The sequence below is a fragment of the Dermacoccus sp. BD5 genome (genome assembly GCF_044878485.1).
Taxonomy (GTDB): Bacteria; Actinomycetota; Actinomycetes; order Actinomycetales; family Dermatophilaceae; genus Dermacoccus; species Dermacoccus nishinomiyaensis.
In genome coordinates, this window is the sequence record NZ_JANJER010000002.1 from 259,757 (window position 1) to 275,169 (window position 15,413).

A 15,413-nucleotide genomic window follows, 5' to 3' on the forward strand; every position below is an offset into this window, starting at 1 on the left:
ACACCCTCAGCTCAGTTGATGATCCTCAACTCATGCGTGTCACAGCTTCGTGACGGGCGCGTAGCGCAGGAGCAGGCGCTTGGGTGGGCCGTCGCCGAAGTCGATGTGAGCCATCGCTCGGTCGCCCTGACCCTCGACGCGCACGACGGTGCCGAGGCCGAAGCTGTCGTGCGTCACCTTGTCGCCGGCGTCGAGGTTCGGGATCTCGCGCATGCCGCGGCCGACGGCGGAGCTCTTCGTGGTCGAGAACGAACCGGCCCCGGAGCTGCGACCGCTCGACGACATCCGCGCCACCGGCGCGGAGCCGCGCCCGATGACGGGGCCGTCATCGTCGTGCCTGCTGCCACCCGAGCCGTAGCGCGAACCGCCCCCGCCGCCGAACGCGGCGTACCCGCGCGGCTGGGACGACGCGAACGCCGTGGCCTCGCGCTCCCAGTGGACGAACTCCTCCGGGATCTCGCCGAGGAAGCGCGACGGCGGGTTGTACTGCGGCGCACCCCATGCGCTGCGCACGGCAGCGCGTGACAGGTGCAGGCGCTCGCGCGCCCGGGTGATGCCGACGTAGGCGAGGCGCCGCTCCTCCTCGAGCTCCTTCGTGTCGCCGAGAGCGCGCATGTGTGGGAAGGTGCCGTCCTCCATGCCGGTGAGGAATACGACCGGAAACTCGAGGCCCTTCGCGGTGTGCAACGTCATGAGGGTGACGACGCCCTGATCCTCGGCGTCCTTCGGTATCTCGTCCGCGTCGGCCACGAGGGAGACCTGCTCGAGGAAGTCCTCGAGCGTCGCGCCCGGGTAGTTGTCGTCGAACTCGTTGGCGACGGCGACGAGCTCGGCGAGGTTCTCGATGCGCGTCTCGTCCTGAGGATCCTTGCTCGTGCGCAGCTCCTTCAGATACCCCGTGCGCTCGAGGATCGCCTCGATGAGGGGGCCGACGCCGCTACCGGACTCGCGCGTCTGCCGCAGGCTCTCGAGGATCTCGGTGAAGCCCTTGACGGCGCTCACCGACCGCGTCGCGATGCCCGGCGCCTCGTCGGCCCGCGCGAGCGCCTCGATGAACGAGATGCGCTCCCGCTCCGCGAGCGCGCCGAGGCATGCCTCGGCGCGGTCACCGATGCCGCGCTTCGGCGTGTTGAGGATGCGGCGCAGGTTGACGGTGTCGGCCGGGTTCGAGATGACGCGCAGGTATGCGAGCGCGTCCTTGATCTCCTTGCGCTCGTAGAACCGCGTGCCACCGACGACCTTGTACGGCAGGCCGACACGGACGAACACCTCTTCGAGCGCGCGCGATTGCGCGTTCGTCCGGTAGAACACCGCGACGTCCTTGGGCTTGACGCCGTGATCGTCGCCGAGCTTGTCGATCGTGCGCGCGACGAACGCGGCCTCGTCATGCTCGGAATCGGCGACGTACCCGACGATCTTCTCGCCGTCGCCCTGATCGGACCACAGGTTCTTCTTGCGACGCTCCGGGTTGCGCTCGATGACGGAGTTCGCCGCGCCGAGGATGTTCTGCGTCGAACGGTAGTTCTGCTCGAGCAGGATCGTCGTCGCGTTCGGGTAGTCCTCCTCGAACTCGACGATGTTGCGGATCGTCGCCCCACGGAAGGCGTAGATCGACTGATCGGCGTCACCGACGACGCACAGGTCGGCCATGGGTACCGCGCTCGTGGCGCGCGAATCGCCCTCGGCGTCCTGGCTCGCCATGCCGCCCGAGGCGTGCTCACCGCCGGCGAGCTCGCGCACGAGAACGTACTGCGCGTGGTTCGTGTCCTGGTATTCGTCGACGAGGATGTGCCGGAAGCGGCGCCGGTAGTGCTCGGCCACCTGCGGGAACGCCTGCAGGATGGTGACGGTCGTCATGATGATGTCGTCGAAGTCGAGCGCGTTCGCCTGACGCAGGCGCTGCTGGTAGAGACGGTAGGCCTCGGCGACCTTGCGCTCCTGATCCGTCTCGGCGCGCTTCGCGGCCTCCTCGGCGTCGATCAGCTCGTTCTTCAGGTTGCTCACCTGGAAACTGAACGACTTCGGCGGGTAGCGCTTCGGATCGAGGTCGAGATCGCGCGTCACCATCGCCATGAGGCGCTGACTGTCGGCCGCGTCGTAGATCGAGAACGTCGAGCGCAACCCCACGTGCTTGGCTTCACGGCGCAGGATGCGCACGCACGCGGAGTGGAACGTGCTCACCCACATCGCGTTCGCCGCACCCCCGACGAGCTGCTCGACGCGCTCACGCATCTCGGCGGCCGCCTTGTTCGTGAAGGTGATCGCGAGGATCTGGCCGGGCTGTGCGCCACGCGCCGCCATCAGGTAGGCGATGCGGTGCGTCAGCACGCGCGTCTTGCCCGAACCGGCGCCCGCGACGATGAGCAACGGCGTCCCGAAGTGCTCGACGGCCTGCGCCTGCTGCGGGTTCATGCCCTCGAGCAGGCTCGCAGGATCGGCCTCGAAACGTCGCGTGCCGCGGCCCGAATCGGGGCGACCCCAGTGCGATCCGCGACCCAGCATCGGCGCGTCGTCGCCCCATGTGCCGGCGTCGGCGGGGGCCTCGTCGGGCGGCGGTTCCTGCAGGGCCCACAACGGGATGCCGGACGCGTCGACCGCCCCCGGATCGACTGCGGCGGCCCCGGCGGGAGCCTCCGTGCTCGGGGTACGCGACGGCCACGCGTCGGTACCGCTCCTGGAGGAGGGACGGGAGGCGTCGGCAGCGGTCAGCGGAAGGTCGTCGAAGAGGCCACTCATGATGAGGCCAGTCTAGAAGTGAGAACCGACAACCGCGCAGGCGACGAGCGCGGCGGCCGCGCGGCCGAGGGCGGCTGCGGGGATCAGGCTCGAGGCGGCGGGCGCGGGCGGCTTCGTCGCCTACTCTTGGGGCGTGGATTTTCACGCGATTCTCGATGCGATTCCGGCCCCGGCCGTCTACGTGCTGACCGGTCTCATCATCCTGCTCGAGAGCGTCGGCATCCCCCTACCCGGCGAGATCATGCTCGTCACCGCGTCGCTGTTCGCCTCAGGGCCGCACCCGCACGTCAGCATCCACCTCGTCGCACTGGCCGCCATCCTCGGCGCCGTCATCGGCGACTCGATCGGCTACTACGTCGGTCGACACTTCGGTGAGCGCCTGTTCGCGTGGCTCGGCACACGCTTCCCCCATCACGTCAACGACGAGACGATCGGGTACGCCAAGCACGCCTTCCACACCCACGGCATCTGGGCGGTGTTCTTCGGACGCTTCGTCGCGCTGCTGCGCATCTTCGCCGGCCCGCTCGCCGGCTCGCTGCACATGAAGTATGCGCGCTTCCTGGCCGCCAACGTGCTCGGCGCCATCTGCTGGGCCGGCGGCACCGCCTACGGCGTCCACTTCCTCGGCAAGATCGCCGAGAAGTGGATGAAGAACTTCTCCTACATTGGGCTCGGCGTGGCGATCGTGTTTGGCATCGTCCTGTCGACCGTCGCTCGCAAGCGCATCAGCGCCAACGTCGCCGAGTACGCCGAACGCGAGCGCCGCCGGTGAAGAGGTCAACCCCGCCGATCCGCGCGCGGTGAGCTGACGGACGCTCACCCGAGCATGGCTGGAGCGGCGAACGCCTACCCTTGTGGCATGTCCACGCTCAACGAAATCCTCCTGCTCGTCCACCTGCTCGGCATGGCCGCCATCGTCGGTGGCTTCCTCGCTGTCCTCAAGGCGCCGCGCGCGATCCCCGCGATGGTGTGGGGCGCGCGCCTGCAGCTGCTCAGCGGGCTCGCGATGGTCGGCGTCGCCGAGTCGCAGCACTGGTCGCTCGACCACACGTGGGTCGCGGTGAAGCTCGTCATCGCCCTCATCGTCGCAGGTCTGCTCGAAGTCTCCTCGTCGAAGGAGAAGAAGGGCGACAGCGCCGCGCCGCTCGTCCAGGCAGCCGCCGCGCTCGCCGTCATCAACGTCATCGTCGCGATCTTCTGGCACTGACCGACCACCCCGCATGACGAGCGGGTGCGACGACGCATGAGGCGTCGACGCACCCGCTTCGTCGTCGCTGGCCACGCCCCGTCGACGCATCCGGTCGCCGGGCTCGGCTCGTGGATGGCTCGGCGTCAACCTGAGGAGCCGAGCACCTGCCGCACCGATTCGAGCGCCCAGGGAGCCATGCCGCCGCTCGGGTAGCCGTCGGAGGTGGGGTCGACCACGTCGGCCGCCGCGAACCACGCCGCGTGCTGCGTCGAGCCCCCGACGTCGTGGACGGTGGGTTCGCTGGGCTCGTCGCAGCGGGCCGAGTAGATGAGGCGGACGGCGTGGAAGTCCTCGACCATCCCCTCCCTGCCATCGCCGACGCGGTGCGAGGACGAGACGTCCCACAACCGCGCGTCGCTGATGCGCTGCCCGGCCTCCTCCCAGACCTCGCGCGCGGCGGCCGCCTCGGGCGCCTCGCCGGCCTCGACCCCGCCCCCGGGCAGGATCCACAGCCCCGGACGCCCCGTCTCGCGCGACAGCTGCGTCAGCAGCACGCCCCTCTCGCTCGTCACGACCGCGTACGCAGCCAGGCGTTGGCGCACCAGATCGACCGGGCCGGCGGCGCGCGCGACACCCGCGAGGCGATGATGAGCCGCATGCATGCGCGCGACCTCGAACGTCAGCTCGACGCCGTCATGCGCAAGTGTCGCCGTGCGTAGGGCGACCGGTTTGAACCCCGCGTCGCGCACCTGACGCCGCGGCGCGATGCCCTGCGCCAACCGGGCACGCAGCACCTCGCGACCGTCCTCCAGACCCCGCACGAAGATCGGGATGTCGGGGACGCCGTCGCCCTTCATCGCGCCGCTCGCAGTGCCGCGGCCCGTGCGTACTCGGCCTCGGCGAGACGGACGACCTGATCCCACGTCTGCGCCGGGCGATGCGTGCGGTTGTACTCGGCCATCGTCCGGCGCAGGTCGGTGTCGAGCGCGAGGCGGATGATGGCCTGCGCGAGGTCGTCGTCATCTCCCGCGAGCAGCCCGTTGACGCCCGAGGTGACGAACTCCGAGACGCCGCTCGTCGACGGCGCGACGACGGGCAGCCCTGACGAGCGCGCCTCGAGCGCCGCGATGCCGAACGACTCGAGCCGCGCCGGCGCGACGTACAGGTCTGAGGCGCGGTAGCGGTCGTGCAGTTGCGCGCGCGTCATGCGTCCTGGCAAGGAGACCCACTCGTGGGCGTCGGCGAGGTCGACGGCGCGCACGAGCTTCGGGCGCAGGTCGCCCTCCCCCGCGATCTCGAGCCGGACGTTCGGTGCCTCGCGGTGCACCGCCTTCATCACCGAGAAGAACTCGAGCGGACGCTTGCGCGTGGCCAGCCGCATCGCCGAGATGACACGCACCTCGTCGCCCGTGCGCGGCTCGCCGGGCGTCCACGCGTCGGCGTCGATGCCGTTCGGCAGCACGACGACCTCGTGGCCGCGGCCGGCCATGTCGCGGATCGGGCGCGCCGCGACCTGCGAGACCGCCGACAACGCAGCGCCGCCCTTGGCCCAGCGCCGTACGAAACCGAGCGGCTTGAGCAGCGGACCGGCCCACGCCATGACGGAGTGCCACGTCACCGCCGTCGGCAGGCCCAGATCGAGGGCGAGGCGGACGGCGTCGAAGGAGAACACGCTGATGACGCCGATGTGCGCGTGGACGACGTCGAAACCGCCTTTCGACAGCGCCAGGCGAAGCTGCGAGACGGCCATCGGATTGAGCGCGACATCGTGCGGCAACCCGAGCGAAAACCGATGCACCGGGATGCCGTCGACTATCTCGAGGCCGCTGTGCTGCTCACGGTGAGCCGGGGTGACGGTGTACGCAACGACCTCGTGCCCCTGCGCCACCAGGCGCTGCGCGAGGTCGTGCACCTGCACCTCGATGCCGCCCAGACGCGGCAGATAGCAGTCGGACACGAGGGCGATCTTCACGGCACGAGTCTTTCATGCGAGAGGATGAAGACGATGATCACCACCCCAGACGGCCAGCCGCGACGCACCCTCGTCGCATTCCATGCCCACCCCGACGACGAGGCGCTGCTCACCTCCGGCACGATGGCGAAGGCCGCGGCGCAGGGGCATCGCGTCGTCCTCGTCGTGGCGACGGACGGCGCGCTCGGCCTCGCCGGGTCGGAATACGGCACGGCTGACGAGCTCGCGGCGCGACGTTGGGACGAAGTATCGGCTAGTGCCCGCGGGCTCGGCGTCGCCCGGCTCGAGACGCTCGGCTACGCCGATTCGGGCATGGGCCCGCAGGTGTTTCCCGACCCGCCGGGCAAGCGGCGCTTCGTCACGGTGCCCGTCGAGGAAGCAGCCGAGGCGCTCGCCGTCATCCTGCGCGAGGAGGACGCCGACGTCCTGGTCACCTACGACGCCGCCGGCGGCTACGGACACCGCGACCACGTGCGCGTCCATGAGGTCGGCGCGCGCGCGGCTGAGCTGGCGGGCACGCCGCGCGTACTCGAGGCGACGGCGCCCCGCGACCTGCTCGTGCGCGCGCTGCACCTCGTGGCGCGTTTCTACCGTTTCCCCGACGACTTCGACATGGCCGGCTTCGAACGCGCCTACTCGGCCCGCAAGGACATCACTCATCGCGTCAACGTCCTCCGTCAAGCGGGCGCGAAGCGAGCGTCAATGGCGGCGCACGCGTCACAGGCAAGTGCTGACGGTGACGCCGACCGCACCCTCGCCGCGTTCCTGCGCATCCCGCGGCCGCTGTACGACATCGTCTTCGGACGCGAATGGTTCCGCGACCCCGCCCACGTCGGCCCCGTCAGCCACGACATCTTCGCGGGGCTGACCGAGCACGAGGACCGCGCCGAGTGAGTTCGCCCTCGTCGTCCCGTCAGCCCGGGAGCACCTCGCCCGACGCCTCGTCCGGCCATGGATCCCGTTCCGAGGATTCACCTCTGTCGCCCGCGATGCCGCGTCCCAACGCGTGGCAGAGCGCGCAGGCCGTCATCGGCATCGGCCTGGCCGCGGCGATCCTGTACTGGGGCGTGCCGTGGTTCGGCGAGACGACCTGGCCCGAGATCGGGCGACATCTGCAACTGCTCGGGTGGGCGAGCAGCCTCGAACTGTTCGCGCTCGTCGCGTTCGGGCTGTGGCTCTACACCTTCGCGCTGACCGGCTCCATACCCGGGCTGGGGCACGTCAAGGCGCTCATCGTCAACGTCGCAGGGTCCGCGGCCGGCAACCTCCTGCCCGGCGGTGGCGCGGCCGGCGTCGCCGCGACCTACCTGATGCTGCGCTCCTGGGGGTTTCAGGCCGCAGCGATCTCGACGTCGGTCATCGTCACCGGCGTGTGGAACCTCGTGGCGCGCCTCGCGATGCCGCTGCTCGGCGTCGCGCTGCTCAGCTCGACGGACGCCCTGCCGAAGGGAGTGCGTCGCGGCGCGCTGACCGGCGGAATCGTCGGGCTCGTCATCATCGCCGCGTTCGTCGGCGTGCTGCTCTCCCCCGGTCTGACGCAGCGGTTCGGCGCGTGGCTCGATCGCCGCGTCGGTGGACGTGTGCGACGTCGCCGGCCCGGTTTCGAGATCGAGGCCACGCTCGTCGATCAACGACGCCGTCTGGCGGGCGTGACGGCGCACGGGTGGGCGCCGATGACGGTGGGCGTCGTCGGGTACCTCGCCGTCTACTTCGTGCTGTTCTGGCGGACGATGGAGGCGGTCGGCGTCGACATGCCTCTGAGCAAGTTGTTCGCGGCATACGCCGTCGGGCGCCTGCTGACGACCGTCGGCGTGACGCCGGGCGGCCTCGGCGTGACGGAGGCCGGCACCCTCGCCGTCCTCGTCGCCTGGGGCGCTGACAAACCCGCCGCAGCTGCGGGCGTCCTCGTCTTCGCCTTGTTCACACACCTGCTCGAGGTGCCTCTTGGCGCACTGGGCTGGCTGGCGTGGTGGCTCATGCCGAAGCAACCCGTCCTCGACGCCGCGACGTCGCCCAGGTCGTCATCGCCGACCTGATATGACCAAGAATCGCGAATGTGGACGAAAATCGCGGTTGGGTCAGGGGCCCCGCCCCCACCTGCGATTTTCGTCCACATCTGTGATTTTCAGTCGCCTTCGCGATTCTTGTCCCCATCGGCGATGTTCGTCCACATTGGCGAATCCCGTCGGCCTTCGCGGCTGAGGTACACCCGACGTGGCGGGGTCAGTTCTTCTTCGTCAGACGTGCGACCTGGCGGGCGCGGGCTTCGTCGGCGAGGTGGTCGTCGATCTCGCCCGGCTCGAACGGACGGCCCGTGGCGCGCTCGGCGGCGACGGCGATGAGGAAGTCCGCGAGCTGCGGGTTCGACGGCAGGATCGGGCCGTGCAGATACGACCCGATGACGTTGTGCGTGCGCGCGCCCTCCTTGCCGTCCTCGCCGTTGTTGCCAAAACCGGAACGCACGTCACCGAACGCACGCTGGCCGTCGCCGAGCACCGTCGAACCCGAGTGATTCTCGTACCCGACGACGTCGCCGAACTCGGTCGACAGCACGACGGGCCCGATCATGCGCTTCGCGTTGCCCTGCGTCGTGACGTCGAGGATGCCGAGACCGGGCAGCGTTTCGCCCTCGACGGTGCGGAACGCCTTGCCGAACAACTGGTACATGCCGCAGATCATGAGCATCGGGACGCCGTCCTCAGCCATGCTGACGAGGCGCGGGCCGATGCGTTCGAGGTCGGCCTCGACGCGAGCCTGCCCCGAATCCTGGCCGCCACCGCCGACGACGAGGTGGATGTCGTCGGGCAGTTCGTCGCCGGGGTTGTGGCTCACGACGTTCGGTTCGTAACCGTGCCAGCGCAGGCGTGCCTCGAGGCAGCGCGTGTTGCCGAGGTCGCCGTAGATCGACATCTCCCGCGGGTACAGGTGCACGAGCGTGACGCGGCCCTTGCTCGGGCCACTCGGATCGCCCAGTGTCGTCGGGACGACATCCATCGCCGCCGGGTCCTCGTTGACCCGCGCCTGCACCTCACCCGATGTCGACGAGTCGACTCGCCCAGCATCCGTGGGCACCCCGCCCATCGCCGCGGGGTCGTCGTCGATCCGAGGGGCAGCCGTCGGCTGGGGGTTCGTCTGCTCGCTCATTCGGCGGCGTCCTCTCCGAAGTCGGGCAGGTCGTAGCGCTCGGCGAGCGTGCGACGCAGCGTCATCATGGCGGTGTACGTGCAGAAGATGCGCTTCGGTTCGTCGGCGTGCTCGGCGAGGAACCGATCAAGAGCGGCGTGCAGGTCGGGTTCGACCGCGCGCACCTCGACGCCGTCATAGGCGAGCCGCAAGGCCATGTCATAGGCGCGCACCCCGCTCGTCAGTTCGACGCCGCGCTCGCGCAGCGACGCGAAGTTGACGTCGTAGAGCCATGAGACGTCGCGTCCGTCGGCGTAGTTGTCGTTGATCGCGACCATGCTCGCGACCGGCCGGCCCCCGTACGTCGACAGCGCGACGGTGAATCCGGCTGGGTTCTTGACGAGCACGAGCTCGAGTTCGGTGCCGTCGGCGTCGATCACCTCTCCGCGCCCGAACGGCGGCTGCACGGCTTCGAGTGCCGTCACCGCCGTCTCACCGCTGAACGCGTCGCCGAGCAGGCGGCGCGCCATCGACGTCGCCGCGGTCGCGTTGATCATCGCGGCCAGACCGTGCTGACGCATCTGCATGGGCCCGACGTTGCCGCTGCCGTCGGCACGGTCGGCGAACGTCACGAGGAAGCGACGTTCGTCGAGCGGCTTGAGCAGACCGTCACCCGGGCCGACGAGCGGCGCGACGAAGTCGTCGTCGCTGCGCACGTCCTGCTCCATGAGCTCGCCGAGGCGGTCGGCGATCGTCTCGTCGACGCCGAAGTACGAGACCTCGACGCCATCGGCCAGGCGCCCCGCGATGCGCGCGACGAACGAGTCGTCGCGGTTGAGGACGACGCCCTGCGTGGTCTGTTCCGCCAGCTGTGCGAGCAGTTTCGCCGTGTAGTCGATCTCGGCGAATCGGTCGAGCTGGTCGCGTGCGACGTTGAGCAGCAGCGCATGCGTGGGCTTGACGACCTTCGCGAAGTGCAGCGAGTGCGCCTCGTCCAGCTCGAGCACCGCGATGTCGGCGTCGAGACCACCCTTGAGGGAGATCTCTCCGAGCACCGACGAGATGACGCCACGCGTGAAGTTCGAGCCCGTCGGGTTCGTGAACACGCGCAGACCATGCGCGCGCAGCAGCGCGACGAGCATCTTCGTCGTCGTCGTCTTGCCGTTCGTGCCGGTGACGACGACGATGCCCTGCGGCAGGTCCGCGAGCGCCTGGGAGAGGAAACGCGGATCGATCTTCTCGACGACGAGACCGGGCAGGGCGCTTCCGCCCCCACGCAGCCTCGTCGCGATTCGCGCGGACTTGCCCGCGAGCACGGCAGCAGCAGTTCTCAACACCCGGCCAGCCTAGTGCGTGGTCCGCGCGACCTCCCGGACGGCACGCGCGGCGGAGGCGACGATCATCGTGACGCCCAGCGGGACGGCGACGAGTTCGAGCACAGCCGCGCCCACCCACCACGCACCGAAAGCGTTGACGTCCGTGCCCCACCCGAGGAACGTGACGACGACCCACGCGGCGCCCGCAGCCGCCGCGAGCACGTCGTGGGGCGCCGGGCGGGGCCTGGCACCCAACGTGCCACCCGAGGCCGGCCGGCTGACGGTGGCGCCACCGGGGTGCGCTGGGGTGCGGAGCTCCCCGCGCTGTCCAAGGCGGACGCCGGCGGCTTCCTCAGCATCGACACCTTCGTCAGGGATCGCCAGGTCGCCCAAGAACGGGTGCGACCCACCCCCACCGCCTCGAGGCGCCAGCAGCAGATGCGCAACGCCCAGCCAGGCCGCGACGACGGCGATCGCGGCGACGACGTCGCCCAGCGCGTGCCAGTACGCCGCAATGACGCCGAGACACCCCAGCGTTCCCCAGGCTCCGGCGCCGACGAGCGCCGCACGCCGCCATCGCGGGGGCGCGAGGAGGACGACGGCGGCAGCGCTCGTCAGCGCGAGCGTGGCGTGCCCACTGGGCAGCGTCGCGACCTCAGGCGTGAGCGCCCGGGCGAGCAGCAACTTGGCCGCCTGCGTGCTCAGATTGGCGCCGGCGATGACGAGCAGAGCGGCGGCGGCGCGCGGGGGCGTCACGGCCCATGCGCCGCCGCGGCGCAGCAGCGAAACCGGGAGCGCCACGACCGCCACGACAGCGACCACGAGCGCCCCGCGCGGTACCCACCCGACGCAGGCCGCGATTGTCTCGAACGTGCGGCCCGTACCACTCAACGCGTGCATGCCGTCCCGGGCCCTGCTGACCCCGCCCGGGAGATCACGCGCCATCGCCACGATGCCGACCACAACGGCTGCGAGCAGCATCATGAACGCGGCCGGCACGAAGCGCCGACCCCACGACCGCACCGCGCACCGCGTCACACGGGCCACCATGGTCTGCTCGAGACCTCAGCCGACGGCGTCGTCGGCAGCGGCGCTGATCCACGCCAGCGTGAGCGCCGCCGTCACGGCGATGCTCACCAGGGAGACGAACGCCAGGACGAGCGAGACGTCGTGATCGAGCGGACGCACCCCGAGCGCGACGAAGATGAGGCCGACGCCGATGCTGCCCGCCAGGCTGAGCACGGGTCGCACCGCGTAAGACGTGTCGCGCGGATGACGGCCGTGCTGGACGCGCTGCACGACGCCCAGCGCAATCGCGGCGAGGAACGTGGTCAGCAGAAAGGCCGCGATGACGTCGGCGGGCCGGTGCCAGTGTCCGACGAGCGTGCCCGCGCCGACGAACGTCACCCCGAAGCCGGCGAACGGCAGCAGCCATCGCCTGGCGCCCACGGGCGCGACGATGAGGGCAGCCGTGGCGATGCTCATCGCCACCGTCGAGTGCCCACTTGGCAACGAGTTCGACCACCAGTGCGGTTGCGTGGGCCAATAGGCCTTGAACAGCTGCGTCGTCACGTTCGCCACAGAGACGACGCAGACGGCCGCCGCCGCGAGAGCGAAACGGCGTCGCACGAGTGCGATCACGACGAACGCGAGCAGGAACGCGCCTGTGCTAGCGATCGTGATGTACGTCAGGGGGTCGACGATGTGCGCCCAGGCTCGCGCGCTGGAACCGGTGCTCAGGCGCGCGCGTTCGTCCCACATCTGGCCGCGTGCCGTTCGCGTGAACACCCACAGCACCAGAAGGAACCCGGTGAGCGATACGAGCGCCATGGTCGTCACCGAGCAGACGAGACGACGCACGGACTCCGGGATGTCGCCGGCCGGCTCGGCGTCGTCGCCAGCGCGTGTCGCGCCCACGAGGTCATCGGCGCTCATCGCGCACCACCGCCGGGGCGTGCCGACCTGCCGGGCCGATCGTCGTGACCGCCCGATCGTCGTGACCGCGTCGAGGACCACCGGGATGCGACGACGGCGCAGCCGTGCGGGCTGCGCCGTCGTCGTGCGTGAGCTCAGGAGGCATCATGCCGTCACCTTCGAACTCACTCCCACTCGATGGTGCCCGGCGGCTTGCTCGTCACGTCGAGCACGACGCGGTTGACGTCCGCGACCTCGTTCGTGATGCGGTTCGAGATCTTGGCGAGCACGTCGTAGGGCAGGCGCGTCCAGTCGGCCGTCATCGCGTCCTCGCTCGATACGGGGCGCAGGACGATGGGGTGACCGTACGTACGGCCGTCGCCCTGCACGCCGACTGAGCGCACGTCGGCGAGCAACACGACGGGGCACTGCCAGATGTCGCGGTCGAGACCGGCGGCCGTCAGTTCTTCGCGGGCGATGAGGTCGGCAGCGCGCAGGATCTCGAGGCGCTCGGCCGTCACCTCGCCGATGATGCGGATGCCGAGGCCGGGGCCCGGGAACGGCTGGCGCCACACGATCGCCTCGGGCACACCGAGCTCGAGACCGACCTGACGCACCTCGTCCTTGAACAGCGAACGCAGCGGCTCGACGAGCGTGAACTGCAGGTCGTCGGGCAGGCCGCCGACGTTGTGGTGGCTCTTGATGTTGGCCGCGCCCGTGCCACCGCCGGATTCGACGACATCGGGGTACAGCGTGCCCTGGACGAGGAACTCGACGGGGTGCTCGCTGCTCGACTCAGCGCCGACGATGTCGCGTGCCGCCTGCTCGAAGACGCGGATGAACTCGCGACCGATGATCTTGCGCTTCGTCTCCGGGTCGCTCTGACCCGCGAGCGCGTCGAGGAACTGCTGCGACGCATCGACGACGACGAGGTCGACGCCGGTGGCGGCGACGAAGTCCTCCTTGACCTGCTCGGCCTCACCGGCGCGCAGCAGGCCGTGGTCGACGAAGACGCACGTCAGTCGGTCGCCGATCGCCTTCTGCACCATCGCCGCGGCGACCGAGGAGTCGACACCACCGGAGAGGCCACAGATCGCGCGGCCCTCACCGATCTGCTCCCGCACCTGCTCGACGAGCTCCTCGGCCATGTTGGCGGCCGTCCACGTCGCCTCGAGGCCGGCGCCCTTGAGCAGGAAGTTACGAAGCACCTCCTGGCCATGGGCGGAGTGCAACACCTCGGGGTGCCACTGGACGCCGAACAGCTTGCGCGCCGGATCCTCGAACGCCGCGACGGGCGCGCCGGGTGTGCGGGCACACACCGTCATGCCCGCGGGAGCCTCGGTGACGCCGTCACCGTGCGACATCCACACGTTCTGCTCGGCGGGCTGCCCCGCGAACAGGACGGACTCGGTGTGCGTGATCGTCGCCGTCGTGTTGCCGTACTCACGACCACCCGTGTGGCCGACGGTGCCGCCCAGAGCGTCAGCCATCGCCTGGAAGCCGTAGCAGATGCCGAACACGGGCACGCCGGCCTCGAGCAGCGCGACGTCGAGCGACGGCGCCCCCTCGGCGTACACCGACGACGGCCCGCCCGACAGCACGATGGCCGCGGGCTCCTTGGCCAGCATCTCGGCGGCACTCATCGTGTGCGGCACGACCTCGGAGTAGAGGGCGCACTCACGCACGCGTCGCGCGATCAGCTGCGCGTACTGCGCGCCGAAGTCGACGACGAGAACGGGATGATCCTGCAGATTGTCGGTCACGTCACTCATCCTATCGGCCGGGGCGACAACCCCGGAATCACGCGGTTATCGGACGCTGACGGCCGCTCAGCGGGTGGGGAGTGCCTCGAGATCGCGCTCGACCTCACCGCTGATGCGGCGCTCCACCCAGAAGGACAGGAACGGGACGCAGCCGGCCAGGATGACGAGCACCATCTTGCCGATCCCCCAGCGCATGGCGAAACCCAGATTCGCCGTCGCGGCGACATAGACGAGGAAGAGCAGACCATGCGGTTGCGGCCACCAGTCGAGGGCGTGGTTGTCGAAACCGTAGTGCAGCACCATCTCGAGCACGAGAACGAGCAGGCCGATACCGACGATGAACGCGGCGACCTTGAAGAACTTGAGGGCAGAGCGAGCCTTGAGTGCGTCGATGCGCACCACGGGGCGGCCGGGGGTGGGAGCAGGCTTGGTCACGGCGTTTCCTTTCGTGTCGCCGGGCGCATCGCGCCCTGTTCGGCGAGGGTTTCGGGAGCCGACGACGCCCGGGCGGCACCGTCGTCGGGCTGGTCGAGATCGTCAGCGGCGTCGCCCTCGCTGCGTGCGGCGCGCACGTCGGGCGCATCTGTTGCCTGCGGCCCGTCGGAGATCGCGGCTTCGGCGCCCGCCCGGTCGGCGAGGTATTCCTCATGCAGGATTCGCAGCCACATGAAGACGGCGAAGATCGCGAAGATCCACCACTGCCACGCATAGGCCGCGTTGCGCAGATCGACCTTCGTCGCCTTCGGCACCGGCGGCGGAATGTGCTGCACGACAGCGGTTCCCGACTGCGGCGCCGCGGCCGGCGCCTGCTTCGTCGAGAAGACGAAGCCGTTGTAGACCTTGCCGCCCCACTCGTTGAGCAGCCGGCCCATGTCGATCGTGCCGATCTGCCCCTCGGGAAGTTCACCGAGCGTAGAGACCGATTCACCGGGCGCGAGCGCGCCCTCGATCGTCACCGCGCCTGACGTCGGCGCGGGCAACTTCGTCGTCTGCGTGACGAACCCGCGCACCACCGGGATGCGCGCGCCCGTCGTGTCGACGACGAGCGGTGTCATGAGCCAGTAGCCGTTCTTGCCGTCGAGTACGCGGCCGGCGACCAGTTCGGTCTTCGCGGCGTCATAATGGCCGGTCGCACGAATCGGCTGCAAGGAGCGCCCATTGTCGAACGTCGTCTGCGGTTTCAGGACGTCGTCGAGTGGTTCCACAGCGCGCCTGTTGCTCTCCTCGAGCACCTGCTGGTTGGCCCTGTTGTGGGCCGTCTGCCACTGCCAGTTGCCCAACCAGACGAAGGCTGCCGTCAGAACGAGCATGACGACGAACAACCGCAGGAGGCGGGGTTTCATCGCGGTTCGCAGCACCGACTCAGCCTACGGGGTCGAACTGAACGTTGCCTCAGACGG

14 protein-coding genes are annotated in these 15,413 nt (G+C 69.8%); 4 read left to right on the top strand and 10 right to left on the bottom strand.

The annotated features are described in order from the left end of the window. Window positions 1–39: 39 nt before the first annotated feature. Window positions 40–2,736, bottom strand: coding sequence for a DNA helicase PcrA (gene pcrA, locus NQ706_RS02820; protein ID WP_038569094.1), 2,697 nt, complete (start codon window positions 2,734–2,736; stop codon window positions 40–42). 133 nt (window positions 2,737–2,869) lie between these two features. Here pcrA and NQ706_RS02825 point away from each other — a divergent pair, with 133 nt between their 5' ends. Beyond that, on the top strand, window positions 2,870–3,508 hold the full coding sequence (locus NQ706_RS02825; protein WP_038569096.1) for a DedA family protein: 639 nt from the start codon (window positions 2,870–2,872) through the stop codon (window positions 3,506–3,508). Between the two features lie 87 nt (window positions 3,509–3,595). Next, a complete protein-coding gene (locus tag NQ706_RS02830) occupies window positions 3,596–3,943 on the top strand; it encodes a hypothetical protein (RefSeq protein ID WP_006945590.1) in 348 nt (115 codons plus the stop codon). A gap of 125 nt (window positions 3,944–4,068) precedes the next feature. Here the strand turns inward: NQ706_RS02830 and NQ706_RS02835 are convergent, their stop codons facing one another. Both NQ706_RS02835 and NQ706_RS02840 read right to left on the bottom strand, forming a co-directional pair. After that, window positions 4,069–4,782: an NUDIX hydrolase gene (locus NQ706_RS02835; RefSeq protein WP_051806074.1), complete on the bottom strand. Its 714-nt coding sequence runs from the start codon at window positions 4,780–4,782 to the stop codon at window positions 4,069–4,071. Further along, window positions 4,779–5,897, bottom strand: coding sequence for a glycosyltransferase family 4 protein (locus NQ706_RS02840; RefSeq protein WP_038569097.1), 1,119 nt, complete (start codon window positions 5,895–5,897; stop codon window positions 4,779–4,781). Before NQ706_RS02840 ends, NQ706_RS02835 begins: the two co-directional genes overlap by 4 nt. Before the next feature lie 24 nt (window positions 5,898–5,921). Here NQ706_RS02840 and NQ706_RS02845 point away from each other — a divergent pair, with 24 nt between their 5' ends. Beyond that, window positions 5,922–6,791 carry a PIG-L deacetylase family protein gene (locus tag NQ706_RS02845; RefSeq protein WP_051806076.1) on the top strand — a complete coding sequence of 290 codons (870 nt, stop codon included), beginning with the start codon at window positions 5,922–5,924 and terminating at the stop codon, window positions 6,789–6,791. A 95-nt stretch (window positions 6,792–6,886) separates the two neighbouring features. Continuing rightward, window positions 6,887–7,933, top strand: coding sequence for a lysylphosphatidylglycerol synthase transmembrane domain-containing protein (locus NQ706_RS02850; RefSeq protein ID WP_235181938.1), 1,047 nt, complete (start codon window positions 6,887–6,889; stop codon window positions 7,931–7,933). Between the two features lie 187 nt (window positions 7,934–8,120). Here NQ706_RS02850 and NQ706_RS02855 read toward each other — a convergent pair whose 3' ends face one another. The 7 genes from NQ706_RS02855 to NQ706_RS02885 all read right to left on the bottom strand — a co-directional run bounded on the left by NQ706_RS02855 (window position 8,121) and on the right by NQ706_RS02885 (window position 15,371). Next, on the bottom strand, window positions 8,121–9,041 hold the full coding sequence (locus tag NQ706_RS02855; RefSeq protein WP_081873717.1) for a type 1 glutamine amidotransferase: 921 nt from the start codon (window positions 9,039–9,041) through the stop codon (window positions 8,121–8,123). Then, the gene (locus NQ706_RS02860) at window positions 9,038–10,357 is read right to left on the bottom strand and encodes a Mur ligase family protein (protein WP_038569101.1); all 1,320 of its coding nucleotides are present in this window, start codon (window positions 10,355–10,357) and stop codon (window positions 9,038–9,040) included. Before NQ706_RS02860 ends, NQ706_RS02855 begins: the two co-directional genes overlap by 4 nt. Window positions 10,358–10,366: 9 nt before the next feature. Further along, complete coding sequence (locus NQ706_RS02865; protein WP_167539855.1) at window positions 10,367–11,335, bottom strand: phosphatase PAP2 family protein; 969 nt, start codon at window positions 11,333–11,335, stop codon at window positions 10,367–10,369. Between the two features lie 66 nt (window positions 11,336–11,401). Beyond that, window positions 11,402–12,271 (bottom strand): phosphatase PAP2 family protein, encoded by an 870-nt coding sequence (locus tag NQ706_RS02870; RefSeq protein ID WP_062257908.1) that lies wholly within the window; start codon window positions 12,269–12,271, stop codon window positions 11,402–11,404. 164 nt (window positions 12,272–12,435) lie between these two features. Further along, a complete protein-coding gene (guaA, locus tag NQ706_RS02875; RefSeq protein ID WP_038569103.1) occupies window positions 12,436–14,022 on the bottom strand; it encodes a glutamine-hydrolyzing GMP synthase in 1,587 nt (528 codons plus the stop codon). Between the two features lie 57 nt (window positions 14,023–14,079). Next, window positions 14,080–14,448 (bottom strand): DUF3817 domain-containing protein, encoded by a 369-nt coding sequence (locus NQ706_RS02880; protein WP_006944851.1) that lies wholly within the window; start codon window positions 14,446–14,448, stop codon window positions 14,080–14,082. After that, on the bottom strand, window positions 14,445–15,371 hold the full coding sequence (locus NQ706_RS02885; RefSeq protein WP_150112779.1) for an SURF1 family protein: 927 nt from the start codon (window positions 15,369–15,371) through the stop codon (window positions 14,445–14,447). The genes NQ706_RS02880 and NQ706_RS02885 overlap by 4 nt, the downstream gene beginning before the upstream one ends. Between the last annotated feature and the right edge of the window lie 42 nt (window positions 15,372–15,413).

What these genes read in the sequence shown, in the direction of transcription:
- NQ706_RS02835 (WP_051806074.1), bottom strand. Translation starts at nt 4,782, where the DNA reads ATGAAGGGCGACGGCGTCCCCGACATCCCGATCTTCGTGCGGGGTCTG.
- NQ706_RS02830 (WP_006945590.1), top strand. Translation starts at nt 3,596, where the DNA reads ATGTCCACGCTCAACGAAATCCTCCTGCTCGTCCACCTGCTCGGCATG.
- guaA (WP_038569103.1), bottom strand. Translation starts at nt 14,022, where the DNA reads ATGAGTGACGTGACCGACAATCTGCAGGATCATCCCGTTCTCGTCGTC.
- NQ706_RS02870 (WP_062257908.1), bottom strand. Translation starts at nt 12,271, where the DNA reads ATGAGCGCCGATGACCTCGTGGGCGCGACACGCGCTGGCGACGACGCC.
- NQ706_RS02845 (WP_051806076.1), top strand. Translation starts at nt 5,922, where the DNA reads ATGAAGACGATGATCACCACCCCAGACGGCCAGCCGCGACGCACCCTC.
- NQ706_RS02855 (WP_081873717.1), bottom strand. Translation starts at nt 9,041, where the DNA reads ATGAGCGAGCAGACGAACCCCCAGCCGACGGCTGCCCCTCGGATCGAC.
- pcrA (WP_038569094.1), bottom strand. Translation starts at nt 2,736, where the DNA reads ATGAGTGGCCTCTTCGACGACCTTCCGCTGACCGCTGCCGACGCCTCC.
- NQ706_RS02850 (WP_235181938.1), top strand. Translation starts at nt 6,887, where the DNA reads ATGCCGCGTCCCAACGCGTGGCAGAGCGCGCAGGCCGTCATCGGCATC.